Here is a 26475-nt window from a genome sequence, read left to right as displayed (position 1 = left end):
GCGGCCGTCAAGGCTGGCCGTCGCTCTGCTCTCGCCTCATACCCGCTGCCGCCAGGCCACGCCTTGACGGTCGCAAGCGCGGCGTCATGCTCAAGGCAATCGGGCGCCCGCTTTAATGGTTGCTACGCATGAGTCGCTCAACTCACGCGGAACGTCACTCCGCCCAGCAGAAACTCGTTGCCCGCAACCGCGAGCCCCTTGGCCTTGGCTGTATGCAGCACCTGCGCCACGTCAGCCACCCGAAACTCCAGCGCACTCATGATCTCGCTGGCGCCCTTAACGAAGCGGAAGGTCGCGTTGGGCAGCCTCAGTTCGGTGCCTTCAGGCGGGACGCCGATGATCTTGCCCCAGTGCTCGGCGAGCCCCGCGGGATCCGGGCTCTGCATCTCTACCGCCGTCAGCGCCTCGGTCACATCCTTGCGGATGAATTTCTGCCAGTCCGGTCCCGCCGGAGGATACGGCCCGAGGATGTCGTCGCTGCCTTCGGTGTGATTGAACTCGATGAAGGCGGCGCGGCAGTCGCGGGGGTGGAGCTGGATGCCGTGATACGGCGCGTGGTCGATGACATTGGCGGTGCGCACGCCGAGCGCATTGGCGTTGCGGCCGCGCTCGTCCGGATCGTCGCAGCAGAAGATCGCCATGTAGCCGCCGCGGCCGCCGGTCTTCTCGATGAAGCGGCCGGCCGTGGTGCCGTCCTTGAACGGCGCGACCACCTCCAGCAGGATCGTGTCGACCGGGAGCAGCGCGTTCTCCAGGCCGTATTTGGCGACATTGCCGTCGCGGTAGCAGACGGCGAGACCCATGATCCGACCGATATCCGTGATGACGGGCTCGAGCTGCGGGGCGACCAGGCAGATCTGACGCAGCCGGATATAGGGCGCCATGGTCATGCGCCCCTAAAGGTCGGCTTGCGCTTCTCGACGAAGGCCTTGGCCGCCTCCTTGTGATCCTCGGTGTCGCCGCAACGGGTGTGATGGATCGCCTCGCCGTCGAAGCAATCCTCCAGCGCCAGGTGCTCGGCGTTGTTGATGTTGCGCTTGATGAAGCCGAGCGCGATCGACGGCCCTTGCGCCAGCGACAGCGCGAGCTCGTGCGCGGCCGCGTCGATCTCGGCGTCGGGCACGACCTTCGTCACCATGCCGATCGCATGTGCCTCCTTCGCGGTGAGCACCGGCGACATCAGATAGAGCTCGCGCGCCCGCGCGCTGCCGAGCAGCTGAGTCAGGAAATAGGTGCCGCCGTAGTCGCCGGAGAAGCCGACCTTGGCAAAGGCTGTGGTGATCTTGCAGGATTCGGAGGCGATCCGCAGGTCGCAGGACAGCGCCATCGAGAGGCCGGCACCGGCCGCTGCGCCGTCGAGCTGCGCCACCACGGGCTTCGGCATCTGATGCAGAATGCGCGAGACCTCCATGCCGCGGCGCAGATTTGCGAGCTTCTGCTCGAACGGCAGCGGCGCGCGCCCTGCTGCCATCGACTTGACATCGCCGCCGACACAGAAGGAGCCGCCGGCGCCCTTGAACAGCACCGCCCGCACCTCGGGATCATCAGCCGCGCGCCGTGCCGCCTCGACCAGCCCGGCGACCATCTCGGGATTGAGCGCGTTCTTCCGCTCCGGCCGGTTCATCGTGATGGTGAGCAGCCCGCCTTCGAGCTTTTGCAGGACCATGTCGTTGCTCATGAGGTGCCTCTCGTTTTCGATTTTGCTCCGTCATTCCGGGGCGCGCCTCTTGGCGCGAGCCCGGAATCCATACTCAGGATGGTGGTTATGGATCCCGGGCTCGCGCCAAGAGGCGCGCCCCGGGATGACGCCTCGCGTCACTTCTTCACCAGCGGGCAGCGCGACTGCTCCAGCGGCTGGAACGCCTCGTTGCCGGGGACGGTGGCGAGCAACTTGTAATCGTCCCAGCGGCCCTTGGATTCCGACGGCTTCTTCACCTCGAACAGGTACATGTCGTGGATCATGCGGCCGTCCTCGCGGATCTTGCCATTCTTGGCGAAGAAGTCATTGATCGGCGTCTCCTTCATCACCTTGATCACCGCCGCGGCGTCGGTCGTGCCGGCGGCCTTCACGGCTTTCAGGTAATGCGTGATGGAGGAATAGACTCCGGCCTGGGCCGAGGTCGGCACCCGCTTGGTGCGCTCCATGAACCGCTTCGAGAACGCACGCGTGTCGTCGTTGAGATCCCAGTAAAACGCTTCCGCGAGCAGCAGGCCCTGCGCGGTCTCGAGCCCGATCGAGTCGATATCGGTGACGAAGGCGAGCAGCGGCGAGACCTTCTGGCCGCCCTTGGTGATGCCGAACTCCGCCGCCTGCTTGATGGCGTTGATGGTGTCGCCGCCGGCATTCGCGAGGCCGATCACCTTGGCCTTGGAGGCCTGGGCCTGGAGCAGGAAGGACGAGAAATCCGACGTGTTGAGCGGATGGCGGACGGCACCGAGCACCTTGCCGCCGGTCTTGGTCACGACCGCGCTGGTGTCCTTCTCCAGATCCTGGCCGAAGGCGTAGTCGGCGGTGAGGAAGAACCAGCTGTCGAGACCAGATTTCACCGCCGCAAGACCGGTTACGTTGGCCTGGCCATAGGTGTCGAACACGTAGTGGATGGTGTAGGGACCGCAGGCCTCGTTGCTGAGACGGATCGAGCCCGGCCCGTTGAACATGATGATCTTGTTGCGCGCTTTCGCGATCTCGCCGGCGGCAAGCGCGGTCGCGGAGGCCGCGACGTCGTAGATCATCTCGACACCCTGATTATCGAGCATGTCGCGGGCAATGTTGGCGGAGAGATCGGCCTTGTTGAGATGGTCGGCCGCCAGCACCTGGATCTTGCGTCCCAGCACCTCGCCGCCGAAATCCTCGACCGCCATCTTCGCCGCAGTCTCGCTGCCGGAGCCGGTGATATCTGCATAAAGGCTCGACATGTCGAGGATGCCGCCGATCTTCAGCGGCGGCTTGTCCTGAGCCTGTGCGGCGCTCGCATTGAGGGCAAACGCGGCGGCAAAAATGCCGGACAAAATAGTCTTCATCGAAAACGACCTCCCTTATCGCGCCGTGCTCTGATGGCGGCTTGGTTATTGCTCTTGGGTTATTGCTCTTGGCTATTCGCTGTTGCCGCAATCATGCCGCATGCGCAAGAGCGCAGCAAGCGCAGGTGCGATGCAGATGAATGATCAATGCGCGCTTTCCGCAAAGCGGAATGCCGCGAGGACGGAAGCTGTCCCCGCATTGTGATTGCGAGCCAACGGGTCCGCGCGAAGCGCGGCCCGATGACAGGCTCCGCGAAGCAATCCAGAAATGCGTCCGCGGAAACAGTCTGGATTGCTTCGTCGCGAAGAGCTCCTCGCAATGAAGGGTGTGAGAAAGCCCCTTCGCGTCTCACCACGCATGAGTTAAAGTCTGGCCGCAATGCAACCTCTCCGGATCACGTGACGCAACGGCTTCGCTTCATCGTCGCATGTCTTCTCGTCGCAAGTAGCTCGGCATTCGCGGGCCCCTGCCAGTTCGAGTCCCAAGGCGAAGGCCGCGTCGCTGCCATCGTCGATGCGCGCAGCGTGCGGCTCGATGACGGGCGCGAGATCCGCCTCAGCGGCATCGCGCCGACCGCGACCACGAAGCAGGCGCTGACCTCGCTGCTCGCCGGCCACGACGTGATGCTGCGGAGCGCTGACGACACGCCTGATCGCTACGGCCGCCAGAGTGCGCTTGTCTTCATCGGCGAAGGCGACATCTCGGTGCAGGCCATGCTGCTCGCTCGGGGCGATGCCATCGCCTCCGCCGAGATCCTGGACAAGGACTGCGCGGCCGCCCTGATGGCGTCCGAAGCTGCGGCGCGGCGCCAAAAAATGGGCAGCTGGGCTGACCCGTCGGCCATAAAAAACGCGGAAAGTCCGGACGATATTTTGGCGGAGATCGGGCGCTTTACGGTGGTCGAAGGCAAAGTCCTGTCGGTCCGGCAAGCTGGGGCAACGACCTACCTCAACTTCGGACGAAACTGGACACGCGGCTTTGCCGTGACTATTTCAAAGCGCACGCTAGCGGCGTTCGAAAGCGCTGGTATGGCCCTTAAGTCCCTGGAGAATCGGCGTATTCGCGTTCGGGGCTGGGTTGAGGGGAATACGGGGCCACGCATCGATGTACGCCTCGTGGGGCAGATCGAGTTGCTGGGCGCAAACGAGCCGACAGGGGTAAGGCCTTAAGACAGGCCGGGCACGGGTTAAACGACGTGAATGGGGTGCTAGAACGGCACGGACTGGGCGATTGCCGCCGCCTGCGGGCTGCGCCGGCCGCGCTTTGCCTTGCGCTGGGCGGACTTCTCGCTGGCTGCGGCGATATGGGCCGGTTCCAGACTGCGGCGACCCCGGCAGCCGTCGCGATGCCGAAGCCGAAGCCCGCCGTCGCCCAAACCCCGGCCACCGAGAAGGAGCACGAGCGCATCCTGGCGAGCTATGGCGGGACCTATGACGATCCCAAGCTCGAGGCGCTCGTCAGCAAGACCGTCGACCGGCTGGTCGCGGCCTCCGAGCGGCCCGACCAGGGCTACAAGGTGACCATCCTCAATTCCGGGGCGGTGAACGCCTTCGCGCTGCCCAACGGCCAGCTCTATGTCACGCGCGGCCTGCTCGCGCTCGCCAGCGACACCTCCGAATTGTCCTCCGTGCTCAGCCACGAGATGGCGCATGTGCTGTCCAAGCACGCGGCAATGCGCGAGGACCAGGCCCGCCAGGCCGCGATCGTCACCCGCGTCGTCACCGACATGAGCAACGATCCCGACCTCACCGCGCTGGCGCTGGCCAAGACCAAGCTCACCATGGCGAGCTTCTCGCGCAAGCAGGAGTTCGAGGCCGACGGCATCGGCGTCGGCATCTCCGCCAAGGCGCATTTCGACCCGTACGGCGCGGCGCGCTTCCTGTCCGCGATGGAGCGAAATGCCGAGCTGAAGGCCGGCAAGAGCTCGCTCGATCCGCGCGCGCAGGATTTCACCTCGTCGCATCCGGCAACTCCGGAACGCGTCCAGAACGCGCAGAACATTGCCCGCCAATACACCGCGCCTGAAGGCGCCGAGCGCGATCGCGAAAGCTATCTCGCCGCGATCGACAACCTCGTCTATGGCGAAGACCCGAGCGAAGGTTTTGTCCGCGGCCGGCGCTTCCTGCATCCGAAGCTCGGCTTCACCTTCCAGGCGCCGGACAATTTCACGCTCGACAACACCGCGCAGGCCGTGATCGGCGTCCGCGAGGGCGGCGCGCAGGCGATGCGCTTCGACGTCGTGCGCGTGCCGGCCGAACAGTCGCTCGGCGACTACCTCAATTCCGGCTGGATGGAAGGCGTCGAGAAGGCTTCGACCGAGGATCTCACCGTCAACGGTTTTCCAGCGGCGTCCGCCACCGCCAAGGGCGACCAGTGGCAGTTCAAGGTCTATGCGCTGCGCTTCGGCAGCGACGTCTATCGCTTCATCTTCGCGGCACGGCAGAAATCGACCGAGAGCGAGCGGAATGCGCGCGAGACCGTCAACTCGTTCCGGCGGCTGACGCTGGAGGAAATCCAGGCCGCGCGCCCGCTGCGCATCAAGGTCATCACTGTGCAGCCCGGCGATACCGTGGAGTCGCTCTCCCACCGCATGGCCGGCGTCGACCATCCCGCCGAGCGCTTCCGCGTACTGAACGGCCTCGATCGCACCGCGCAGGTGAAGGTGCGCGACCGCGTCAAGATCGTGGCGGACTAATTTGTTTGAGCATGATCGTATCGGAAAACCGCTACACACTTTTCCGGATCATGCTCTGACGCCGCTCCAGCGCGTCTCATCCCGCTGAAGAGAAGTTTGCCCGCCGCTTCCCCCGCACCATGATCAGCGCCGTCGCCATCACCTCCAGCGCGATGCAGAGATAGAAGGGCAGCGTATAGCCGCCGGAGAGATCGCGCAGGAAACCGACCACGCCGGGACCGAACGCGTAGGTCACCTGGTTGATCGCGGTGTTGAGGCTGATCAGCACGCCGAAGGCGGCGGAGTCGAACTCCTGCTGCACGATGAGCGAGGGCAGCGTGATGAGGTTGCCGACCGAAAAGCCGAACACGGCGCAGGCCGCGATCAGCACGTAATCGTTGTGCAGGTTGACGACGACGAGAAGCGCGGCGGCCTGGCTGAGGAACGACAGCGCGGACGCGAGGCGCTGATTGATGCGGTCGATCACCAGCGAGAACAGCACGCGGCCGACCACCGCCATCGCAGTCAGCACTGCGACGGCCACGGCGGCGCGCTCGCGTCCGATCACGGGATCGAGGAACGAGATCAGATGCACGATGAAGCCGACCTGAGCGAACAGCACCAGGGCGAAGGCGATCGTCACCGTGAGGAAGCCGGCGTCCCGCAGCGCCCAGGCGCGGATCTCAGTCGATGATTGCGGCTTCGCCTTCGCCGCCGCCTGCCACCCGTGGCGATCGGGCGGGCGGCCGACGAGAAGGAGGATGACCGGCACGAGCAGGATCAGCATGGCGCCGGCGGCGGCGTACATCGCACCGGCAAAGCCGATATGGCCGATCAATGCCACCAGCAGCGGCACGCCGGCGATGCCGCCGAAGCTGGCGCCGTTGAGCGCGAGACTGATCGCCATGCCGCGCTTCTGGTCGAACCACAGGCTGATCGTGTTGGTGATCATGCCGAGACTGGTGCCGGCCCAGCCGAAGGCGAGCACGGCATTGGCGAGATAGAGCTGCCAGGGCTCGCGCACCGCGCCGATCGCGACCGCGGCGGACGCCATCGCCAGCGTCCCGGCGATCAGGCTGAGCCGTGGACCGTATTTCCGCACGGCCTCGCCGACGAAGACGACCAGCAGCGCGCCGAACAAATAGAAGAACGTGGTGCCGGAGGAGATCAGGGAGGCCGGCCAGCCCCGTGCGCGCTGCAGCTCGGCGACATAGACGCTCTGGCCGTAGAAGCCGAGCCCCCAGCCGAAGGTGGCGAGCAGGAAGCAGACCGCGACGATGCGCCAGCCTTCATAGCGGAGCGAGGATTCGTCGGTCGCTGGGGTCTGAGGATTATCGAGCATTTCATCTGCCGTTTGTTTTGCTCCGTCATGCCCGGACTTGTTCCGGGCATCCACGTTCTTCTTCCGACGTCGCAAAGACGTGGATGGCCGGGACAAGCCCGGCCATGACGACATCTAAATAACCTTCCTCAGAAAATCACTTCGACCTGGATCGAAGTGTCAACGCTGCTGACAACCTCCCGCCACTCACACGGCGTCGGGGAATTCGCCCATGGCCGCCTCCAGCCGCGCCTTGCGGCGCTTCGCCCAGGAGACCAGCGAGAGCACCGCAAGGCCCAGCACCACCGGCGGGAACACCACGAGGTTCACCGCGGACCAGCCGTAATTGGCGAGCAGCTGGCCCGATGAGAACGAGCCGATCGCCATCATGCCGAACACCAGGAAATCGTTGAAGGCCTGCACCTTGTTGCGCTCCTGCGGGCGATGCGTCTCCAGCACCAACGCGGAGGCGCCGATGAAGGAGAAATTCCAGCCTACGCCGAGCACGATCAGCGTCGCCCAGAAATGCATCGCCGTGAGGCCGGAGAGACCGATGATGGCGGCGCCCGCTTCCAGCAGCAGGCCGGCGGCGACGATCTTCGGAGCGCCGAAGCGCGCGATCAGCGTGCCCGTGAAGAAGCTCGGCCCGTACATCGCAACGATGTGCCATTGCAGGCCGAAATTGGAATCGGACACGGACAGGCCGCACAGCTTCATCGCGAGCGGCGCCGAGGTCATGACCAGGTTCATCATGGGATAGGAGATGACGCCGCACAGCGCTGCCGCGATGAAGCGCGGCTGCGCCACGATCGCGAGCAGCGGCCGGCCGCCGTGCAGATCGGCCGGCGCGGGCTTCGGCATATCGACGCCGGCGACGATGCCCATCGCGATCAGCGCCACGGCGGCCTGCACCAGGAAGCTGAAGGCGAACAGATAAGGCTGCCAGACATCCATGGTCCATTGCACAAGCTGCGGACCGAGCACGCCGGCGAACACGCCGCCCGCCATCACCCAGGACACGGCCTTGGGCCGGTAGGCCGCACTGGCGCCATCGGCGGCTGCGAAGCGATAGGATTGCGCCACCGCGCCGTAGAGACCGCCGAGGAAGGTCGCCAGACAAAACAGCGCGAACGAGCCGCGCAGGATCGCGAACGAGCCGAGCAGGCCGGTGAGCGTACCGAGACCGGTGCCGATGACGAAGGCGGCGCGGCGGCCGAAGCGGCGCGAGATCGCGCCGGTCGGCAGCGTGCCGGCGGCGAGCCCGACCACATACATCGAGATCGGCACGGTCGCGAATGACATGTCCGGCGCGAGCGTGGCGCCGACGATCGCGCCGGTGGCGAAGATCACCGCCGAGTTGGCGCCGGTCAGCGCCTGCGCGGCGGCGAGGCGCACCACGTTGGCGCGCACGCGGGCATCGTCGGCGATCTCATTGGCGGCAGTCACGTCCAGCATCGGCATTTCCGCCTAAAGGGCTCTGTTGATTCGCGGCACTATGGAGGGGTGAGTGAGGGCCGGCAACCGGCGCAAACGGGCGCAGGCCATGCCCCTGACGCAATCGCTGGAATGATAACGCTGCGCACCCTTGACGGCTTGCGCTCGATCAAATCCTATCCGCCGCGATCTTCCCGGGAGTTACCTTCATGTCCGTCGACGACAGGCCCACGCTTCAAGCGCCCGACGACGATCCCTGGCTGTGGCTGGAGGACATCGAGGGCCGGCAGGCGCTCGATTTTGTCGAGCGGCAGAACAGCCTGACGCTCGCCGCGTTCGGCGGCAAGGCCTTCGAGCACGATCGCGACATCCTCGCGGCGATCTACGACCGACCTGACAACATTCCCTATGTCAGCCGGCGCGGCAACGACCTGCACAATCTCTGGAAAGATGCCGCCAACCCGCGCGGCCTGTGGCGGCGGACTTCGCTTGCGGAATTTCGTAAAGCCGATCCGGCATGGGAGACCATGCTGGACATCGACCAGCTCGCGAGAAGCGAAGACGAGGACTGGTTGCTTAGCGGTATCGCCACGATGCCGGGAAGCTCGCGGGCGATCCTGAGCCTGTCGCGCGGCGGCAGCGACGCCGTCACCTTGCGGGAATTCGACCTCGCCACGAAAAGTTTCGTGGCGAACGGCTTTGCGCTGCCGGAAGCGAAAGGCGGCGTCGACTGGCTCGATGCCGACACGCTGCTGCTGTCAAGCGCGCATGGCGAGGACATGGCAACGAGCTCGGGCTATGCGCGCACCGTCCGCCTGTGGCGGCGCGGCCAACCGGTCGATCAGGCACAGATGGTCATCGGGACCACCGCCGATCACATGGTGATCTATGGCTTGGCCGACGACACCGGAGCGGCGCCCCGGGTCTGGATCGTCGACCAGATCGACTTCTTCAACCACGCCATCTGGCTGCGCGATGCGGCCGGCACGACGACGAAGCTCGATCTGCCGACCGGGATTTGGATGCAGGCGCATGGCGACTGGTTCGCGATGAAGCTACGCAAGGACTGGCAGGTCGATGGCCGGACCTATGTCACCGACACCGTGCTCGGCATCTCGCTCTCGGCCTTCCTCGCCGGCAGCCGCGATTTTGTCGTCCTGTTCGAGCCCGCACCGCGGCGCGCGTTGCAAGGGTTGTTCTGGGCGGCAGGAAAGCTGGTGCTGTCGATTCTCGACGAGCTCAAACCTCGCTTCGAGATCTGCACACCGTCTGCCACTAGCTGGAGCCGCGAGATACTTGGCGGCCTGCCGCAGATCGGCGTCGTCGATGTCTGGCCGCTCGACCGCCATGCATCGGAGAGCAATGGCGATCTGCTCGCCAATGTGCAGGATCCGCTGACACCGCCGGCGCTGCTGCTGATCGAGCGCGGCGTCGCAAGCCCGATCGTGCTGAAGCAGGCGCCGAAGACGTTCACCGCTGACGGCCTCAAAGTGACGCAGCACGAGGCGATCTCGATCGACGGCGAGCGCATTCCCTATGTGCAGACCGGTCCCGCCGGCGAAACCGGCAACGCGCCGGTCTATATGAGCGCCTATGGCGGCTTCGGCCTCGCAGTGAAGCCGTACTACAATTCCTCGCTCGGCAAGCTCTGGCTGGAGCGCGGCGGCACCACGGTGCAGGCGAATCTGCGCGGCGGCGGCGAGTTCGGCACGCGCTGGCACGATGCCGGCCGGCTCGCCGGCAAGACGCTCTCGCACGACGATTTCGCCGCGGTCGCGGCCGATCTCGTCCGCCGCGGCGTGACGAGCGCGAAGCGCATCGCCGCGCAGGGCGGATCGAACGGCGGCATCCTCATCACCAACATGCTGGTACGCTACCCCGAGCGTTTCGGCGCATTGTTCTGTACCATCCCGCTGATCGACATGCGCCGCTACACCAGGCTGCTCGCCGGCGCGAGCTGGATCGCGGAATATGGCGATCCCGACAAGCCCGACGAATGGGAATGGCTGAAGACCTATTCCGCCTATCACAACGTCAAGGACGGTCAGTCCTACCCACCGATCCTGATTGCGACCACGCGGCGCGACGACCGCGTCCATCCCGGCCATGCCCGCAAGATGGCGGCAAAGCTGCAGGCCATGGGCTATGAGGCCTGGTTCTACGAGCCGCCCGCAGGCGGCCACGGCTACGGCAAGGACAACAAGGAGCGCGCCGGTTTCGAGGTGCTGGGCTATCGGTTCTTGAAGGAGAACATCGGGTGGCGGGATGAAGCCTAGAGTTGGGTGCGCTGACGTCTCCACATCGTCATGGCCGGGCTTGACCCGGCCATCCACGCCTTGCCTTACCGCCCGAAGAACGTGGATGCCCGGGACAAGCCCGGGCATGACGACCTCCTAGCCTCTTGCAAACACCAGCGTCAGATTGTTCGCGGGCATCTCGATCGTATCGAGGAGGCCGAGGCCTGCCGCCTTCGCCAGCTTCTCGACATCGGCGACGTCGCGCACGCCCCATTCGGGATTGCCCTCGCGCAAGGAGGTGTCGAACACCGCATTGCTGAGCGCGGTATGCTTGCCGTCGCGCTTGAAGGGGCCGTAGAGGAACAGCTTGCCGTCGCGGCGCAGATAACGCCCGGCGCCGGCGAACAGGCCTTCGGCCACGGCCCAGGGCGCGATGTGAATGACATTGGCGCAGAACACGGCCGCGAGGCTGGTCGGCCCCTGCCCGCTTTTCATTTCCGGGCACCAGTCGGGATCGGTGAGATCGATGCGCAGGGGTGGGCGGATGTTCGGCAGGCCGGCATGCACGCGCCAGGCTTCGATGCTCTTGAGGTGGCGCTGGTTGAGATCGCTCGGCCACCAGATCAGGCCCGGCGTGTGGCGGGCGAAATGCACCACGTGCTGCCCGGTTCCACTGCCGAGTTCCACGACGCTGCCGGTCGCATCCGCGAGATGCTTTTCCAGCGCCGCCCAGATCGGTTCGTGATTGCGATGGAAGGCCGGCGCATCGAGCCGGCCATCCGGCTCGACCCGTCCGCCATCCCTGCCAAATTCGACCACATATTCAGCCAAGTGACGTCCCCAAAAAATGCGAACCAGAAAAGGCGGCCAAACGTCCGAGAATAATCTGCTAGTTCACGCCCATCCGAATGAACGAACTATCTCGTCAGTTGCAATGCGCAGGATATTAACTCCATTTCACCGCGTGCATAGTCTTGATTGTCAGGCGATGGCCTTTGTGCTTTTGAACAATTCCGCAAACGAGATCATCGAGATAACGCCCGGACGATGCCTTGACCGCCTTTCCTCGCAAGCCCGCTCTGCTTGCTGCGCTGGCCCTCCTCGCCGGCGCGGCCATGACCCCGGCGGAGGCGCAATCCACCGTGACGGAGGGCCAGAAGCTCGCCTTCGACCGCGGCAAGGGCAATTGCCTCACCTGCCACGTCATGAAAGGCGGCGACCTGCCGGGGACGATCGGACCGGAGCTGAAGGACATAAAGGCCAAATACCCCGATCGCAGCGAGCTCACCGCGATCATCTTCGACGAGACCAAGCGCAATCCGCAAACCATGATGCCGCCGTTCGGCCGGAACCGGATTTTGACCGAACAGGAGATCGACGCGATCGTTGATTTCCTGCAGACGCTGTAGCCGCCGGCGGCCCAGGAGATTTGAGATGACCACGACCCCCAAGCCTCATTGGAGGCCTCATCCGACGCGGCGCCTGATCCTTCAGGGCGCTGCCTCCGTGGCGCTGCTCGGCCTCGGCAATCTGCCGTTCGCGCCCGCGCGCGCCGCGGCGAACGACAAATATCCGGAAGAGGCCTTCAGGCAGAAGAGCGAGGCGGATGCGATCAAGGCGCTCTACGGCAAGGCCGCCGAGCCGTCGGACAAGGTCAAGCTGGATGCGCCGGAGATCGCCGAGAACGGCGGCGTCGTGCCGATCTCGGTGACGACGACGCTGGACAAGGTCACCTCGATCTCGTTCTTCGTGGCGGAGAACCCGAACGCGCTGGCGGCCAGCTACAGGATTCCCGATGGCACGATCCCTGCCGTCGCCAACCGGCTGAAGATGGCCAGGACCACCAAATTGACCGCGATCGTAGAGGCCGACGGCAAGCTCTACAGCGCGACCAAGGAGGTCAAGGTCACCGTCGGCGGTTGCGGCGGCTAAGCGAGGCAGTTCGACATGGCATCCAGCATTCGCGTGCGCGCAACGTCGACCGGCGACATCACCGAGGTGCAGACGCTGATCCAGCACCCCATGGACACCGGCCTCGTCAAGGACTCCAAGGGCGAGTTGATCCCGGCGCATTTCATCCAGCAGCTGAAGTTCGAGTGTGACGGCAAGGACGTGTTCGTCGCCGATTGGGGCACAGCGGTCTCCAAGGATCCCTACGTCAAGTTCAGCTTCAAGGGCGCCAAGAAGGGCGACGAGCTCAAAATCTCCTGGACCGACAACAAGGGCGGCTCGGATACGATCACCGCGAAGATCGCGTGATGAACGCCCGCATCCACATCCCGCTTGCCTCGCTCGTCGCCGCGCTCGTCGCGCTCGCCCTTACCTCTCCGGACGTGGTCGCGGCCGACAAGGTCGATCCCGTTGCCGATGCCAGGGCGTTCCAGAACTTCTTCTTCCAGAAGTTTCCGAACGTGAAGCACGAGGATTTCGTCAACGGTCCGTATTCCATGAACGAGGACATGAAGCGGCAGTGGCAGGAGAAGGAGGAATTTCCGCCTTACGAGTTCGCGCTCGAGGCCGGCAAGGAGATGTTCTCGACCCCGTTCAAGAACGGCAAGACCTATGCCGACTGCTTCCCGAACGGCGGCATCGGCATCCGCCAGAACTATCCGTACTTCGACAGCGGGGAAGGCAAGGTCATCACGCTGGAGCTCGCGCTCAACCGCTGCCGCGAGGCCAATGGCGAGGCGCCCTATTCCTACATCAAGGACGAGATGGCCTCGCTCACCGCCTACATGGCCTACACCTCGCGCGGCAAGCTGATGGACATCAAGATACCCGACGATCCCCGCGCGCTGGCGGCGTACGAGAACGGCAAGCGCTATTTCTACACGCGGCGCGGCCAGATGAATTTCTCCTGCGCGAGCTGCCACGTGCAGAGCCCGGGCGAGCGCATCCGCGCCGAGACCCTGGCGCCGGCGCTCGGCATCCTCAACGCGATGCCGATCTACCGCTCCGAATGGAGCGGCATGGGCACGACCAGCCGCCGCTTCGTTACCTGCAACAGCCAGACCCGCGCGGTTCCACTGGAGCCGCAGGCTGATGAATATCGCGACGTCGAATATTTCCTGTCCTACGTCGCCAACGGCCTGCCGATCTCGGGACCGGGAGCACGGCCATGAAGCTGTCACTTGGCTTGGCCATGCTGCTCGCCTTGAGCCTTGCGCCATCCGCGCGCGCGGCGAGCGAGGCGGACTACAAGGCGGCCTATGCCGCCGCCGAAGCCGCCTCCAAGGAGGCGGCGGGCATGCGCAACCAGTGGACGGTGACCGTATCTGCGCTGGCGGCCGCGAAAAGGGCTGCCGATGGCGGCGATTTCGGCCGTGCGGTGGCCGCGGCCAGGGAAGCCGAAGCGCTGGCGAAGGCGTCGATCTTCCAGGCTGTTTCCGAAAAAGAAGCCTGGAAGGCGATGGAAATCCGCTAGACTGCCCCGCGGTGAACGCAGTCCCCCCACGAGAGGCGCGGAGAATTCTTGAATGGCGATCCGCCGCCGCGATTTCCTGAAAGGTGCAGGCCTTGCCGCGGCAACGATTGGCCTGCCGCGGCTCGCCCGCGGCGCTGACGCCGCCAGCATCTACGACCTCGAACGGTTCGGCAATGCGCGCATCCTGCACATCACCGACACGCATGCGCAGCTCAATCCGGTCTATTTCCGCGAGCCCAGCGTCAATATCGGCATCGGCGAGATGGCGGGACGGCCGCCGCATCTGGTCGGCCGGGCCTTTCTCGAGCGCTTCGGCATCCGCTCCGACAGCGCCGATGCCTATGCCTTCACCTGCTTCGAGTTCGAGAAGTCCGCAGGCCGCTTCGGCAAGCTCGGTGGCTTTGCCCATCTGAAGACGCTGGTCGATCGCCTGCGCGCCGATGTCGGCGAGCGGCGTTCGCTGCTCGTCGACGGCGGCGATCTCTGGCAGGGCACGGGGCTGGCCAACCTGATGCAGGGCCGCGACATGGTCGAGGTGGCCAATCTGCTCGGCATCGAGGCGATGACGGGCCATTGGGAATTCACCTATGGCGAGCAGGCGCTGCGCGACAATCTCGAACGCTTCAAGGGCGAGTTCCTGGCGCAGAACGTGTTCCTGACCGAGGAGGCCGCGTTCAACGACGCGCCCGCCTTCGACAAGGCCACTGGGCGCGTGTTCAAGCCTTCCGTCATCAAGGAGCTCGGCGGGCATCGCATCGCAATCGTCGGCCAGGCCTTTCCCTACACTCCGATCGCGCATCCCAGGAGGTTTACACCGGACTGGAGCTTTGGCATCCGCGAGGAGGAGCTGCAGAAGCATGTCGATGCGTTACGCGGCACCGACAAGGTCGACGCCGTCGTGCTGCTGTCGCACAACGGCATGGACGTGGATCTCAAGCTCGCCAGCCGGGTTACCGGCATCGACGTCATTCTCGGCGGCCACTCCCATGATGCCGTGCCGCAGCCCATGCCGGTGAAGAACGCAGGTGGTACGACGCTCGTCACCAATGCCGGCTCCAACGGCAAATTTCTGGGCGTGCTCGACCTCGCGCTCGACAGCGGCAAGGTCAGCGATGCCAGATATCGTCTGCTGCCGGTCTATTCGGAGCTGCTGAAGCCTGATCCGGCGATGGCCGAGCTGATAGGCCGGGTCCGTGCACCGCACGTGGCCGACTGGTCGGAAAAGATCGCGACACCCGACCGGCTGCTTTATCGCCGCGGCAATTTCTCCGGGCCCATGGACGAACTGATCTGCACTGCGCTGCGCACCGAGCTCGACACCGAGATCGCGCTGTCGCCGGGCTTCCGCTGGGGCGTCACCGCGCTGTCCGGCCAGGCCATGACCATGGAGGATCTGCTGGCGGAAACCGCGATCACCTATCCCGAGACCTATGTGCAGGAGATGACGGGGGCCCAGATCAAGGACCTGCTCGAGGACGTCTGCGACAACCTCTTCAACGCCGATCCCTACTACCAGCAGGGCGGCGACATGGTCCGTGCCGGCGGGCTCAGCTACACCTGCACGCCGGACGCTGCGATCGGCAGCCGCATCTCGGAGCTGAAGCTCGGCAGCGGCAAGGCGCTCAACGCCAGCCACCGCTACAAGGTCGCGGGCTGGGCCTCAGTCAGCGGCCAGCAGGGCGCGCCGGTGTGGGACGTGGTCGGCAAATATCTGCGCTCGGGCCGGATGATGCCCGAACGGCTCGGCTCCGGCGTGATGCTGAAAGGCGTCGAAGGCAATCCAGGCATTGCAGGACTGGGATGATGTGTTTTGTCCGCGATCATGCGGCCATAATAATAATCTTCTAAATTTTTCTGCTCATGCAGTGAATTACTTCTCTTTCCGACCCGTATTGTAGTAGAATCTTGGAAGTCAGTTCCAAGCCGGGTTCTGCCATGATCTTCCGACAGCTCTTCGACAGCGTTTCGGGCACCTACAGCTACGTCCTCGCCAGCCGCCCCGGCGGCGAGGCGCTGATTCTCGACCCCGTGCTGGAGAAGGTCGACCGCTACTGCCAATTGCTGCGCGAGCTCGACCTCAAGCTGGTCAAGGCGGTGGACACGCATCTGCATGCCGACCACGTCACCGGCCTCGGCGAGCTGCGCGATCGCACCCATTGCATGACCGTGATGGGCGACCAGACCAAGGCCGACGTCGTCGCCATGCGGGTGGCCGACGGCGACAAGGTGACGATCGAGGGCCTGTCGCTCGACGTGATGTACACGCCGGGCCACACCGACGATTCCTATTCTTATTTGATGGGCGACCGCGTCTTCACCGGTGACACGCTGCTGATCCGCGGCACCGGCCGCACCGATTTCCAGAACGGCTCGGCGCGCGCGCAATACGATTCGATCTTCAACCGCCTCTTGAAGCTGCCGGACGAGACGATGGTGTTTCCGGCCCACGACTACAAGGGCGACACCGTCTCCACCATCGGCGAGGAAAGACGCTACAATCCGCGGCTCCAGGTGCGCTCGGTCGACGAATATGTCGAGCTGATGGCCAATCTGAAGCTGCCCAATCCGAAGATGATGGACGTGGCGATCCCCGCCAACATGCATGTCGGCCTGCATCAGGAAGAGCTGGAGAAGGAAGGCCGCGCGCTCAGCGCGATCGAGGCGATCCGCAGCCTCGGCCGGCCCGACATCCTGCTGGTGGACTTGCGCGAGACCAATGAGCGGATGAAGCACGGCATGCTCGAAGGCGCGCTGCACACGCCGTATCCCTCCGTCGAGGAGAGCCTCAAGCCCGGCGGCATGCTGCGCGAGGTCGCGGCCGCAACCGGGCGGCGCGTGGTGTTCTTCTGCGCCTTCGGCGAACGCTCGGCGATGGCCGTTGCGGCTGCAAAGGAGGCGGGGCTTCTCAACACCGCGCATATCGCCGGCGGCCTCGATGCCTGGAAGAAGGCAGGCGGGCCGGTGGTGCACTGACGATCTCGTCGCCCCTTGAGATAAATCAGGCGCCGCACATATTTGGCAGGTACATTCGGATGCAGCATCACCATCCGGGACCAGCCATGGCCAAGACCGGCAAGCCGAGCGAGCCGCCCAAGACCACCGAGAACAAGCCCGCGGACAACAAGGCGAAGAGAGCCCCGCGCCGGCCCCAGACCGATGACGACGATTACGAAGACGGCGACATCGCAACGCCGAAGCGCGACCGCTATGGCCCGGACGACGAGCCGTTCTGAGGGGGACGTTGATTTTGATCGCGCGCTAGCGGGATGGAGCCCTACCCGCACTACCTGCCATGCGCCTGCGTTCATGGACAAATAACCGCCAGCCCCGATAGTTTGCCGGTCCATCGGGAGTGAAACGGAACTGCAATGGTCGACGTTCTCGCCGCACCGCAACAAGGCAAGACGGACAGTGCGCTGCGCACGCTGACGGGGATCTCGATCGCGCATTGGGTCAGCCATTTCCATCTGCTGGTCCTGCCGATGCTGTTTCCGTTCCTGAAGGAGAAGCTCGGCGTCGGCTATGTCGAGCTCGGCTTCGCCCTCACCGTGTTCGCGGTGGTATCGGGGTTAACCCAGGCGCCGACCGGCTACCTCGTCGACCATTTTGGCGCGCGGCGCATTCTCTTGGCCGGGCTCGCGCTCGGCGGCGCCGCGCTGATCCTGCTCGGTCTGCATCTCAGCTACGCCTCGCTGATCGCCTGCGCAGTGCTGCTGGGTCTTGCCAACAGCGTCTATCATCCCGCCGATTACGCGATTCTTGCGGAGCACATGGACGAGGGGCGGATGGGCCGCGCCTTCTCGATCCATACCTTTGCCGGCTTTCTCGGCGGCGCCGTCGCACCGGCGATCGTGGCCGCGCTCGTAACGCTGTCCGGCGGCACCGGCGCGCTGATCGCCTCGGGCGCGATCGGTATTGCGGTGGCGCTGCTGCTGATCATCATGAACATACCCGATGCCGGTGCGCACAAGAAGAAGCCCGGCAGCGAGAGCGCGCCAAAGCAGGCCATCATCACGCCGGCGCTGATCACGCTGACTGCGCTGTTCATGCTGCTGAGCCTGTCGGTTGCCGGCATCAACAATTTCGGCGTGGTGGCGCTGATGAGCGGCTACGGCACGTCCTATTCGATCGCCAATGTCGCGCTGACTGCGTTTCTCGCCGCAAGCGCCGCGGGCGTACTCGCCGGCGGCTTCCTCGCCGACCGCACCGAGCGCCACGGCTATGTCGCGGCGGCCTGCTTCGCCGCGAATGCGGCCATCGTGCTGCTGATCGCGCTGGTGACGCTGCCGGGCTGGGCCTTGACGGCGACGATGGCGACCGCAGGTTTCCTCTCCGGCGTGATCGCGCCTTCGCGCGACATGCTGGTGCGCAATGCCGCGCCTCCGGGTGCCGCGGGGCGCGCTTTCGGCATCGCCTCTACCGGCTTCAACCTCGGTGGCATCGTCTCACCGCTGCTGTTCGGCTGGATCATGGATCAAAGCGCGCCGCACTGGGTGTTCGGCGCGTCCGTGATCTTCATGGTGGCGACGGTGGTGCTGTCGCCGTTCACGGAGCGCCGGCCGGCGAAAGCAAATTGAGCCGTCGGCATCGACACAAATTCAACTGTCGTTCCTGCGAAGGCTAACGAGGCAGCCGCTTACCCTCCCCTGGAGGGGTCCGGGACGAGCGAAGCTCGCCCGTGGTCGATCGCGCGCAGCGCGAGCGGGGTGGGGTGATCTCTCCTCTCGGGCACTGCCGGATGGGAAACACCGTCACCCCACCCCGCTACGCATTCCGCTTCGCTACATGCGCAGCGAGCCTCCCCCTCCAGGGGAGGGTAAGAGAGAGCCGCGACTTACGTCGGCGACACTGCGCCCTTCAGCGCCGTGCCCTGCGCCGCCGCACCACGTGTCAGCCTGGCTTTCTCCGTGTTCGGCCACAACAGCAGCAGGCCAATGACGCCGGAGCCGATCATGACCACCGCGTTGATGGTGAAGCCCGTCAGGTAGCCGTCGAGCATGCTGCTGGCGCGCTGGATCACGGTGCCCATCACGCTCGGCGCGATGATGCCTGAAAGCGTGTAGAGCGCGCCGTAGATCGCGAGCACTGCACCGCGCTGCGAGGCCGGCGTGAACTCGCCGAGCATCGGCGGGCAGACCACGTAGATCGCGCCGCAGAGTCCGGAGCCGACGACGAGCAGCGCGATCTGCAGGCCGGCGCCCTCGACATGCGCCATCGCGGTGAGGATCAGGCCGCCGACGATGAGCGGCACCGAGCCGAGCACGCCGCGCGAGACGCGCGTGGTGTAGCCGCGGGCCATCATCACCTGCGAGATCCAGCCGGTGAGGAGAACGATGGTGGCGCCGAACACCCAGGGCAGGATCGAGATGAAGCCGGCCTGGCTCTGCGAGAAGCCGAGCCCCTTGACGATGAACGGCGTGAACCAGGTGAGGCCGAGCGACAGCGCCCAATAAGCGCCGAAGGTCGCGATCACGCAGCCGAGGAAGGTGCGTGAGGTCAGCAGCTGCACGTACGCAATCTTCGGCTCGGTGACGGCTAGGACCTCGGTATCCTCCAGCGGGCCTTCCTTGCCGAGGGCGAGCCAGGCTGCGACCCAGATCAGGCCGACGACGCCGAGCGCGCCGAAGGCGTAGTGCCAGGAATGGTTGACGATGATCCAGTTCAGCGCCGGCACCGCTAGAATGACGCCGAAGGCCGAGCCCTGTGACAGGATTGCAGTCGGCAGCGTGCGCTTCTCGTCGGGGAACCATTTGTAGATGGCGTGCGCGGCGACCGAGAAGGCCGGCCCTTCGCCCGCCCCCAGCACGATGCGGCAGATCAAGAGCGTGGTGAAGGAGACTGTGCCGACCATCGGGAACTGCGACACCGCCCAGATCACCGCCAGCGTCAACAACACCCAGCGCGTCGGCACCTTGTTGACGATGAAGCCGACCACGATGGCCGAGATCGAGAACAGGAAGAAGAACGAGGACCCGAGCAGGCCGAACTGCTCGGCGCTGAGCTTCATGTCGGTCATGATCGGCACGCCGGCGAGACCGACCACGATCTTGTCCGCGAAGTTCACCACCATGAAAAGAAAGAGGAGAAATGTAACAGTCCAGGCGCCCTTTGGCGTTTTGGTCGTCTTGGCCGCCACATTCGGCGTTTCCTGAGCGCTCATCATTCTCCCCGTATGTCTCTTTCGGCACTTTCTTGATTTGGCCGTTTTGAAAGCTAACAGCGGCTTCAGGGCCAACGCAACCCCGGCATTTCCGCATCAGGTGTGCTAGGCAGCAATTCCGTTAATTCCGTCCGGCGCCGTCATCGTGCTGAGCATCCGAAACCTCTCAAAGACCTTCTCTTCGGCCGGCGAGCCCGTCCATGTTCTGCGCGGCGTCGACCTCGACCTCGGGGCTGGCGAGCGCGTCGCGCTGACCGGTGAATCCGGCAGCGGCAAGAGCACCCTGCTGCACCTGATCGCCGGCCTCGACGCCGCCGATGGCGGCTCGATCCGGCTGGGTGACGCCGAGGTCACCACGCTATCGGATGCCGGACGCGCCAGCTTGCGGCGGAATCGCGTTGGCCTGGTCTTTCAGCAGTTCAACCTGATCCCGAGCCTCTCCGTCGCGGACAATCTCGCCTTCCAGGCGCGGATCGCCGGCCGGCATGATGCGGCCTGGACGAAAGAGCTTGTCGAGCGCCTCGGACTCGGCAGCCTGCTCAAACGGTATCCAGAGCAGATATCAGGCGGCCAGCAGCAGCGGGTCGCGATCGGCCGGGCGCTGGCGACAAAGCCCGCGCTGCTGCTGGCGGACGAGCCGACCGGCAATCTCGACGAAGCTACCGCCGAGGAGGTGCTGGCGCTGGCGCGCGACCTCGTCGCGCGCACCGGCTGCGGCTTCCTGATGGTGACGCACAGCCTGCATCTCGCCGCCACGCTCGACCGTCATCTCACGTTGCATGCGGGGCGCATTTCATGAAGCGCGCGCTCTGGGTTCTCGCCGTGCTGCTCAGCCATTGGCGGCGCCACAAGATGCAGTTCGCGACGCTCCTGATTGGCCTGATTGCGGCGACCGCGCTGTGGAGCGGGGTGCAGGCCATCAATCAGCAGGCCCGCAATGCCTATGACCGCGCTGCAGCGACGTTCGGCGGCGTGCGCACCGCGATGCTGGTCGCTCCCAATGCGGCGACTTTCCCGCAGGAGCTGTTCATAAAGCTCCGCCGCGCCGGCTGGCCGGTGTCGCCGGTGCTGGAGGGACGCGTCCAGGTGGGCGGGCATTCGGTGCGGCTGCTCGGCATCGAGCCGGTCACGCTGCCGGTCGATGTCGGCAACGCGCCACGCCTGGGTACCACGGATCTCAGCAGCTTCGTTGCTCCGCCCGGCCAGACGTTGGTGGCCCGGGAGACGCTGAGGGGCTTGCAGCAAGCAGAGGGCACGGCCCCGGCGATCAGCAGCGGCGCAAGGCTGCCGCCGCTGCGGGTCCAGCCGCAGCTCGCACCCGATGTGCTCGTGGTCGATATCGGCGTGGCACAGCGGCTGCTGAGCAAGCCCGACCAGGTCTCGCGGCTGCTGATCGGCAAGCCGAGGGGCAAGCCCGCACCGCTCGCGAGCGTGGTCGGCGAGCAGTTAGAGCGAGTCGAGCCCAATGCGGAGACGGAGCTCGAGCGTCTCACCGACAGTTTTCATCTCAACCTCACCGCCTTCGGCCTACTGTCGTTCTTCGTCGGCCTGTTCATCGTCAATTCGGCCGTCGGCCTTGCGTTCGAGCAGCGGCTGCCAATGCTGCGCACTTTTCGGGCCTGTGGCGCCTCGGCGCGGCTAGTCAATACGGTGCTGGTGGTCGAGCTGGTGGCGCTGGCGCTGGTCGCAGGCCTGATCGGGCTCGCGTGCGGCTATTTCATCGCAGCCGCCCTGCTGCCCGATGTCGCGGCCTCGCTGCGCGGACTCTATGGCGCGCAGATCCCTGGGCAGCTCAGCCTGCGGCCCGAATGGTGGCTCGCCGGCATCGGGATCAGCGTGGCGGGTGCGCTTGTGGCGGCGGCGACCAGCCTGATCAAGGCGATCAGGATGCCGGTGCTGGCGACGGCGCAGCCGGGCGCCTGGCAGCAGCGGCAACGCCGCTGGCTGATCCTGCAGAGCTGTGCGGCCTGCGGCGCGTTCGCCGTCGCGCTGCTGCTGCTCCATTACGGGCAATCACTGATCGCAGGGTTCGGCGTGCTGGCCGCGCTGATGTTCGGTGCGGCACTGATCCTGCCGGCCTTCCTCGACATCATCCTGCTCGTAGGCCAGCGCTTCGCGCGAGGCCCGCTCGTGCTGTGGTTCTGGGCGGACAGCCGGCAGCAGCTCTCCGGATTGTCGCTGGCGCTAATGGCGCTTTTGCTCGCGCTTGCCGTCAACGTCGGGGTCTCCACCATGGTGGAGACCTTCAGCCGCACCTTCATCGGCTGGCTCAACGGGCGGCTCGCCGCCGACGTCTACGTCAGCGCGTCCGACAATGCGCAAGGCGTCGCGATCCGGAACTGGCTGAAGGATCGCAGCGATGTTCAGGCGATCCTCTCGGGCGGGCGCGCGGAGGCGCAGTTTCAGGGCCAGCCGGTCGAGTTGCTCGGCCTGCCCGATCACGCGCTCTATCGTGAGCGCTGGCCGCTGATCGAGACCGCGCCGCGCGCCTGGACCCGGCTGGTGCCGGGCAATGCCGCTTTCATCAGCGAGCAATTGAGCCGGCGGCTGAACGTGCAGATCGGCGACGTCGTCGAGGTGCCGGCGCCGGGCGGGACCTGGGAGCTCGACATCGTCGGCATCTATGCCGATTACGGCAACCCCAAGGGGCAGCTCACTGTGAACGTCGCCGCATTGATCCGGCAGTTTCCGCAGACGCCGCAGACGCGGATCGGCCTGATCGTCGCGAGAGAGAATATCCCCGGCCTGATTGCGGCTTTGCAGAAGCAGTTTGGGCTCGACGACCGCAGAATCGCCGACCAGGCGACGGTGAAGGCGGAATCGATCCGCATCTTCAACCGCACCTTCGCGGTGACGTCGGCGCTGAACGCCTTCACGCTCGGCGTCGCCGGAATCGCATTGCTCACGAGCCTGCTGACCCTGGCGAACTCCCGACTGCCGCAGCTTGCGCCGCTGTGGGCGATCGGCCTGACCCGGCCACGCCTTGCCACAATCGAGCTGACCAAGACGCTCTCGGTCGCGCTGTTCACGGCACTGCTGGCCGTGCCGCTCGGACTGCTGGTCGCGTGGTGCCTGATTGCAATCGTGAACGTGAAAGCTTTCGGATGGCGGCTGCCGTTCCACGTCTTTCCGTTGCATCTGGTGGAGCTGGTCGCGGTGGCGCTCTTCGCCTCGCTGCTTGCGGCGCTGCTCCCGATGGTGCGGCTGGCGCGGATGCAGCCGGCGAATCTCGTCAAGGTGTTTGCCAATGAGCGCTGAAGCCATCACGCGGCGCGCCTTCGCCGGTGGAATCGTCGCCCTCGCCCTCCCGCGCCGCGCCGGCGCGCAGGGCTATGCCGGACTCGCCGAGACCGCCGATGGGTTTACAAAGGTAACGCCGGGAAAGACATTCACCTTCCCCGAAGATCACGGACCGCATCCGCAGTTTCGTATCGAGTGGTGGTATCTCACGGCAAACCTCGTCGACGCGCGCGGCGCGGCGTGCGGCCTGCAATGGACGCTGTTCCGCCAGGCGGCGCAGCCAGGTCCGCAAGGCGAGGGCTGGGCCAATCAACAGGTATGGATGGCGCATGCCGCGGTGACGCGCGCCGACACTCACCGCTTCTCTGAAACGTTTTCACGGGGTGGCGTCGGGCAAGCCGGCGTGACGGCAAAACCGTTCGATGCCTGGATTGACGATTGGGAGATGAAGAGTTTTGACCGCACCGATGACCGCGCTTTGGCGCCGCTGTCGCTGAAGGCAGCTGGCGCCGATTTCAGCTACGCACTGACGCTCGAGGCCGACCGGCCGGTCGTGCTGCAGGGCGATCGCGGCTTCAGCCGCAAGTCGGAGCGTGGGCAGGCCTCGTACTACTACAGTCAGCCGTTCTACCGCGCGCGCGGTACGCTCAGCATCGACGACAAGCCGGTCGATGTCTCGGGCCAGGCCTGGATGGACCGGGAATGGAGCAGCCAGCCGCTCGACGCCGACCAGACCGGCTGGGACTGGCTGTCGCTGCATCTGTCATCCGGAGACAAGCTGATGCTGTACCGGCTGCGGCAGAAGGACGGCAGAAATTATCCGTTCGGCAATTGGATCAGCGCGGCCGGCGAGACGCAGATGATTGCAGGCAGCGACATCCAGATGATGCCGAGGGCGACGGCTGAGATTGCGGGACGCAAGTTGCCGGTGCAATGGCAGATCGCGATCCCCGCGCGATCATTCTCGATCCTCTGCAAGCCGCTCAATCCGAACGCCTGGATGGGGACCGGCTTCTCGTACTGGGAAGGGCCGATCAGCTTTGCCGGCACACATGACGGCATTGGCTATCTCGAGCTGACCGGCTATTGAGGCGCGATTTCTATGAAGGAACCGACGATGTATCATCTCACCGCCCTCGTCACGCTGCTGGCGATCGCGTTTTATTTCTTCACCTCCATCAACGTCTCGCGCTCGCGCACCAAGACCGGCGTCAAGGTACCTGCGATGTCGGGGCATCCGGATTTCGAACGGGCCTTCCGCATCCAGATGAACACGTTGGAATGGATGCCGATCGTCCTGCCAGCCCTTTGGCTGTTCGCGATCTATATCAGCGACGCCATCGCGGCGGCGATTGGCGTGATCTGGATCATCGGCCGGATCGTCTATTTCATCGGCTATTCGCAAGCCGTGGCCAAGCGCGGCACCGGCTTTGCGATCCAGGCGCTCGCCGCAATGGCGCTGTGGGTCGGGGCGCTCGGGGCGGTGGTGCTGCGGTTGGTGTGAGGCAATCCGTCGCCACACATTCCGCTGTCGTCCCGGACAAGCGTAAGCGCCGATCCGGGACCCATAACCACAGGAAGATGTCGTGATGCGAGCTGATCACTCCGAGTCCCCGTAACCACGCGTGCCTGTGGTTATGGGTCCATGATCGGCGCGCGCTTGAGGCGCGCTTGTCCGGGACGACAGCGAGGGTGTGGCGCTCGCTGTGCCACTTCCCTACTTCGTCAGCGGACAGCCGCTCTCCTTGGCGGTGAAGAAGGCCTTGTCGCCGGGGACGGTGGCGAGCAGCTTGTAATAATCCCAGGGCTTCTTCGATTCCGAGGGCTTCTTGACCTCGAACAGATACATGTCGTGGATCATGCGGCCATTATCGAGCACCTTGCCGCCTTGCGCGAAGTCGTCGTCGACCGGCAGCTCCTTCAGCTTCTTGGCGACGGCATCCGGATCCTTGGTGCCGGCAGCCTTGACGGCCTTGAGATAGCTCAGCGTCGCCGAATAGGTACCGGCGTGGATCATGCTCGGCATCCGCCCGGTGCGCTTGAGGAAGCGCTCGCCGAGATTGCGCGTCCTGTCGTTGAGATCCCAGTAATAACCTTCGGTCAGCACCAGGCCTTGCGCGGCCTGCAAGCCGAGGCCGTTCACCTCGGCAAGCGTCATCAGGAGGCCCGCGAGCTTCTGGCCACTCGCGACGATGCCGAACTCGGACGCCTGCTTGATCGAATTGGTGGTGTCGAGGCCGGCGTTGGCGAGGCCGACGATCTTCGCCTTCGAGCTCTGCGCCTGCAGCAGGAAGGAGGAGAAGTCCGACGAATTGAGCGGAACGCGCACCGAGCCGAGCACCTTGCCGCCATTGGCGGTGACGATCTCGCTGGTGTCCTTCTCCAGCGCGTAGCCGAAGGCGTAGTCCGCGGTGAGGAAGAACCAGGTGTCGCCGCCGGCTTTGGTCAGCGCGCCGCCGGTGCCGACGCCGAGCGCGCGGGTGTCGTAGGCCCAGTGGAAGCCGTAGGGCTGACAGGCATCGCCGGTGAGGCGCGATGTCGCGGCGCCGACGACGATGTCGATCTTCTTCTTTTCCTTGGAGAGCTCGTGGATCGCGAGCGCGACTGAGGAGGTCGTCAGCTCCGTGATCATGTCGACGTTCTCGACGTCATACCAGCGCCGCGCGATCGAGCTTGCGAGGTCAGGCTTGTTCTGGTGGTCTGCAGTGACGAGCTCGATCTTCTGGCCGAGTACTTCGCCGCCGAAATCCTCGATCGCCATCCTGGCCGCTTCGACCGACCATTTGCCGCCGTAATCGGCATAGACGCCGGACTGGTCGTTGAGGATGCCGATCTTGACGCCTTGCGCGGAGGCGGGAACCGCAATCAAAAGGGCCGAGGCCGCTGCGGCCCAAAGTGCTGATTTCATATGTTTAACTCCCGGCATTCTTCTGTGAAATCGCGCGGATAGTAGTGAAGAACCC

24 protein-coding genes are annotated in these 26475 nt (G+C 65.1%); 16 read left to right on the top strand and 8 right to left on the bottom strand.

The genetic code is table 11. The features are described 5' to 3' along the window. Positions 1 to 137: 137 nt before the first annotated feature. The 3 genes from I6F17_RS33880 to I6F17_RS33870 form a co-directional block, all read right to left on the bottom strand. Entirely contained in the window at positions 138 to 884 is a 747-nt protein-coding gene (locus I6F17_RS33880; RefSeq protein WP_225130297.1) for a hypothetical protein, read from the bottom strand. A gap of 2 nt (positions 885 to 886) precedes the next feature. Continuing rightward, positions 887 to 1678, bottom strand: a complete 792-nt coding sequence (locus I6F17_RS33875; RefSeq protein ID WP_091959684.1) for an enoyl-CoA hydratase — start codon at positions 1676 to 1678, stop codon at positions 887 to 889. A 137-nt stretch (positions 1679 to 1815) separates the two neighbouring features. After that, the gene (locus I6F17_RS33870) at positions 1816 to 3021 is read right to left on the bottom strand and encodes an ABC transporter substrate-binding protein (RefSeq protein ID WP_225130295.1); all 1206 of its coding nucleotides are present in this window, start codon (positions 3019 to 3021) and stop codon (positions 1816 to 1818) included. Positions 3022 to 3420: 399 nt separating this feature from the next. On the opposite strand from I6F17_RS33870, the gene I6F17_RS33865 reads away from it, so the two are divergent. Next, on the top strand, positions 3421 to 4191 hold the full coding sequence (locus I6F17_RS33865) for a thermonuclease family protein (protein ID WP_225113658.1): 771 nt from the start codon (positions 3421 to 3423) through the stop codon (positions 4189 to 4191). Between the two features lie 134 nt (positions 4192 to 4325). Beyond that, positions 4326 to 5717, top strand: a complete 1392-nt coding sequence (locus tag I6F17_RS33860; protein WP_074448070.1) for a M48 family metalloprotease — start codon at positions 4326 to 4328, stop codon at positions 5715 to 5717. 76 nt (positions 5718 to 5793) lie between these two features. Here I6F17_RS33860 and I6F17_RS33855 read toward each other — a convergent pair whose 3' ends face one another. Both I6F17_RS33855 and I6F17_RS33850 read right to left on the bottom strand, forming a co-directional pair. Continuing rightward, a complete protein-coding gene (locus I6F17_RS33855; RefSeq protein ID WP_225130293.1) occupies positions 5794 to 7038 on the bottom strand; it encodes an MFS transporter in 1245 nt (414 codons plus the stop codon). Between the two features lie 186 nt (positions 7039 to 7224). Beyond that, positions 7225 to 8472, bottom strand: a complete 1248-nt coding sequence (locus tag I6F17_RS33850) for an MFS transporter (protein ID WP_225130291.1) — start codon at positions 8470 to 8472, stop codon at positions 7225 to 7227. Between the two features lie 188 nt (positions 8473 to 8660). Here I6F17_RS33850 and I6F17_RS33845 point away from each other — a divergent pair, with 188 nt between their 5' ends. Beyond that, complete coding sequence (locus I6F17_RS33845) at positions 8661 to 10727, top strand: prolyl oligopeptidase family serine peptidase (RefSeq protein WP_225130290.1); 2067 nt, start codon at positions 8661 to 8663, stop codon at positions 10725 to 10727. 117 nt (positions 10728 to 10844) lie between these two features. Here I6F17_RS33845 and I6F17_RS33840 read toward each other — a convergent pair whose 3' ends face one another. Further along, positions 10845 to 11519, bottom strand: coding sequence for a DUF938 domain-containing protein (locus I6F17_RS33840; RefSeq protein WP_036042505.1), 675 nt, complete (start codon positions 11517 to 11519; stop codon positions 10845 to 10847). 221 nt (positions 11520 to 11740) lie between these two features. On the opposite strand from I6F17_RS33840, the gene soxX reads away from it, so the two are divergent. From soxX to I6F17_RS33795, 9 genes are all read left to right on the top strand, one after another. Continuing rightward, positions 11741 to 12097, top strand: coding sequence for a sulfur oxidation c-type cytochrome SoxX (soxX, locus tag I6F17_RS33835; protein ID WP_225130289.1), 357 nt, complete (start codon positions 11741 to 11743; stop codon positions 12095 to 12097). 25 nt (positions 12098 to 12122) lie between these two features. Further along, the gene (gene soxY / locus I6F17_RS33830) at positions 12123 to 12620 is read left to right on the top strand and encodes a thiosulfate oxidation carrier protein SoxY (RefSeq protein WP_225130288.1); all 498 of its coding nucleotides are present in this window, start codon (positions 12123 to 12125) and stop codon (positions 12618 to 12620) included. Positions 12621 to 12635: 15 nt separating this feature from the next. Beyond that, positions 12636 to 12947, top strand: coding sequence for a thiosulfate oxidation carrier complex protein SoxZ (soxZ, locus tag I6F17_RS33825; protein WP_225130287.1), 312 nt, complete (start codon positions 12636 to 12638; stop codon positions 12945 to 12947). Continuing rightward, positions 12947 to 13810: a sulfur oxidation c-type cytochrome SoxA gene (gene soxA / locus I6F17_RS33820; protein ID WP_036042509.1), complete on the top strand. Its 864-nt coding sequence runs from the start codon at positions 12947 to 12949 to the stop codon at positions 13808 to 13810. The genes soxZ and soxA overlap by 1 nt, the downstream gene beginning before the upstream one ends. Continuing rightward, positions 13807 to 14112 carry a hypothetical protein gene (locus tag I6F17_RS33815; protein WP_036042510.1) on the top strand — a complete coding sequence of 102 codons (306 nt, stop codon included), beginning with the start codon at positions 13807 to 13809 and terminating at the stop codon, positions 14110 to 14112. Before soxA ends, I6F17_RS33815 begins: the two co-directional genes overlap by 4 nt. 52 nt (positions 14113 to 14164) lie before the next feature. Beyond that, the gene (gene soxB / locus I6F17_RS33810; RefSeq protein WP_225130286.1) at positions 14165 to 15916 is read left to right on the top strand and encodes a thiosulfohydrolase SoxB; all 1752 of its coding nucleotides are present in this window, start codon (positions 14165 to 14167) and stop codon (positions 15914 to 15916) included. A gap of 131 nt (positions 15917 to 16047) precedes the next feature. Then, on the top strand, positions 16048 to 17085 hold the full coding sequence (locus I6F17_RS33805; protein WP_225130285.1) for an MBL fold metallo-hydrolase: 1038 nt from the start codon (positions 16048 to 16050) through the stop codon (positions 17083 to 17085). Positions 17086 to 17171: 86 nt separating this feature from the next. Further along, positions 17172 to 17345 (top strand): hypothetical protein, encoded by a 174-nt coding sequence (locus I6F17_RS33800; protein WP_036026278.1) that lies wholly within the window; start codon positions 17172 to 17174, stop codon positions 17343 to 17345. 135 nt (positions 17346 to 17480) lie between these two features. Continuing rightward, positions 17481 to 18689 carry an MFS transporter gene (locus I6F17_RS33795; RefSeq protein ID WP_036026276.1) on the top strand — a complete coding sequence of 403 codons (1209 nt, stop codon included), beginning with the start codon at positions 17481 to 17483 and terminating at the stop codon, positions 18687 to 18689. Positions 18690 to 18946: 257 nt separating this feature from the next. Here the strand turns inward: I6F17_RS33795 and I6F17_RS33790 are convergent, their stop codons facing one another. Then, positions 18947 to 20272 carry an MFS transporter gene (locus I6F17_RS33790; RefSeq protein ID WP_036026296.1) on the bottom strand — a complete coding sequence of 442 codons (1326 nt, stop codon included), beginning with the start codon at positions 20270 to 20272 and terminating at the stop codon, positions 18947 to 18949. Positions 20273 to 20417: 145 nt separating this feature from the next. Between I6F17_RS33790 and I6F17_RS33785 the strand changes: the two genes are divergently transcribed. From I6F17_RS33785 to I6F17_RS33770, 4 genes are read left to right on the top strand one after another with little or no spacing between them, the layout of a single operon-like run. Beyond that, a complete protein-coding gene (locus I6F17_RS33785; RefSeq protein WP_036014611.1) occupies positions 20418 to 21071 on the top strand; it encodes an ABC transporter ATP-binding protein in 654 nt (217 codons plus the stop codon). Next, a complete protein-coding gene (locus I6F17_RS33780; RefSeq protein WP_225130284.1) occupies positions 21068 to 23530 on the top strand; it encodes an ABC transporter permease in 2463 nt (820 codons plus the stop codon). The genes I6F17_RS33785 and I6F17_RS33780 overlap by 4 nt, the downstream gene beginning before the upstream one ends. After that, entirely contained in the window at positions 23520 to 24602 is a 1083-nt protein-coding gene (locus I6F17_RS33775; RefSeq protein ID WP_225130283.1) for a lipocalin-like domain-containing protein, read from the top strand. Before I6F17_RS33780 ends, I6F17_RS33775 begins: the two co-directional genes overlap by 11 nt. A gap of 27 nt (positions 24603 to 24629) precedes the next feature. Next, positions 24630 to 25016, top strand: coding sequence for an MAPEG family protein (locus tag I6F17_RS33770; RefSeq protein WP_057027794.1), 387 nt, complete (start codon positions 24630 to 24632; stop codon positions 25014 to 25016). A 213-nt stretch (positions 25017 to 25229) separates the two neighbouring features. On the opposite strand, the gene I6F17_RS33765 is transcribed toward I6F17_RS33770, so the two are convergent. Continuing rightward, on the bottom strand, positions 25230 to 26420 hold the full coding sequence (locus I6F17_RS33765; protein ID WP_225130282.1) for an ABC transporter substrate-binding protein: 1191 nt from the start codon (positions 26418 to 26420) through the stop codon (positions 25230 to 25232). Positions 26421 to 26475: the final 55 nt, after the last annotated feature.

This window comes from Bradyrhizobium sp. NBAIM18 (assembly GCF_020193825.1).
GTDB classification, from domain to species: domain Bacteria; phylum Pseudomonadota; class Alphaproteobacteria; order Rhizobiales; family Xanthobacteraceae; genus Bradyrhizobium; species Bradyrhizobium yuanmingense.
Note: the sequence above shows the minus strand (reverse complement) of the source record. Positions and strands in the feature narration are given on the sequence as shown.

Excerpts from the sequence above, each read along its gene's own strand:
- I6F17_RS33770 (WP_057027794.1), top strand. The coding sequence starts at position 24,630 with ATGTATCATCTCACCGCCCTCGTCACGCTGCTGGCGATCGCGTTTTAT.
- I6F17_RS33805 (WP_225130285.1), top strand. The coding sequence starts at position 16,048 with ATGATCTTCCGACAGCTCTTCGACAGCGTTTCGGGCACCTACAGCTAC.
- I6F17_RS33870 (WP_225130295.1), bottom strand. The coding sequence starts at position 3,021 with ATGAAGACTATTTTGTCCGGCATTTTTGCCGCCGCGTTTGCCCTCAAT.
- soxB (WP_225130286.1), top strand. The coding sequence starts at position 14,165 with ATGGCGATCCGCCGCCGCGATTTCCTGAAAGGTGCAGGCCTTGCCGCG.
- I6F17_RS33845 (WP_225130290.1), top strand. The coding sequence starts at position 8,661 with ATGTCCGTCGACGACAGGCCCACGCTTCAAGCGCCCGACGACGATCCC.
- I6F17_RS33800 (WP_036026278.1), top strand. The coding sequence starts at position 17,172 with ATGGCCAAGACCGGCAAGCCGAGCGAGCCGCCCAAGACCACCGAGAAC.
- I6F17_RS33775 (WP_225130283.1), top strand. The coding sequence starts at position 23,520 with ATGAGCGCTGAAGCCATCACGCGGCGCGCCTTCGCCGGTGGAATCGTC.
- I6F17_RS33795 (WP_036026276.1), top strand. The coding sequence starts at position 17,481 with ATGGTCGACGTTCTCGCCGCACCGCAACAAGGCAAGACGGACAGTGCG.
- I6F17_RS33880 (WP_225130297.1), bottom strand. The coding sequence starts at position 884 with ATGGCGCCCTATATCCGGCTGCGTCAGATCTGCCTGGTCGCCCCGCAG.
- I6F17_RS33780 (WP_225130284.1), top strand. The coding sequence starts at position 21,068 with ATGAAGCGCGCGCTCTGGGTTCTCGCCGTGCTGCTCAGCCATTGGCGG.
- soxA (WP_036042509.1), top strand. The coding sequence starts at position 12,947 with ATGAACGCCCGCATCCACATCCCGCTTGCCTCGCTCGTCGCCGCGCTC.
- soxZ (WP_225130287.1), top strand. The coding sequence starts at position 12,636 with ATGGCATCCAGCATTCGCGTGCGCGCAACGTCGACCGGCGACATCACC.
- I6F17_RS33850 (WP_225130291.1), bottom strand. The coding sequence starts at position 8,472 with ATGCTGGACGTGACTGCCGCCAATGAGATCGCCGACGATGCCCGCGTG.
- I6F17_RS33790 (WP_036026296.1), bottom strand. The coding sequence starts at position 20,272 with ATGAGCGCTCAGGAAACGCCGAATGTGGCGGCCAAGACGACCAAAACG.
- I6F17_RS33815 (WP_036042510.1), top strand. The coding sequence starts at position 13,807 with ATGAAGCTGTCACTTGGCTTGGCCATGCTGCTCGCCTTGAGCCTTGCG.
- soxY (WP_225130288.1), top strand. The coding sequence starts at position 12,123 with ATGACCACGACCCCCAAGCCTCATTGGAGGCCTCATCCGACGCGGCGC.
- I6F17_RS33765 (WP_225130282.1), bottom strand. The coding sequence starts at position 26,420 with ATGAAATCAGCACTTTGGGCCGCAGCGGCCTCGGCCCTTTTGATTGCG.
- I6F17_RS33875 (WP_091959684.1), bottom strand. The coding sequence starts at position 1,678 with ATGAGCAACGACATGGTCCTGCAAAAGCTCGAAGGCGGGCTGCTCACC.
- I6F17_RS33860 (WP_074448070.1), top strand. The coding sequence starts at position 4,326 with ATGGGCCGGTTCCAGACTGCGGCGACCCCGGCAGCCGTCGCGATGCCG.
- I6F17_RS33855 (WP_225130293.1), bottom strand. The coding sequence starts at position 7,038 with ATGCTCGATAATCCTCAGACCCCAGCGACCGACGAATCCTCGCTCCGC.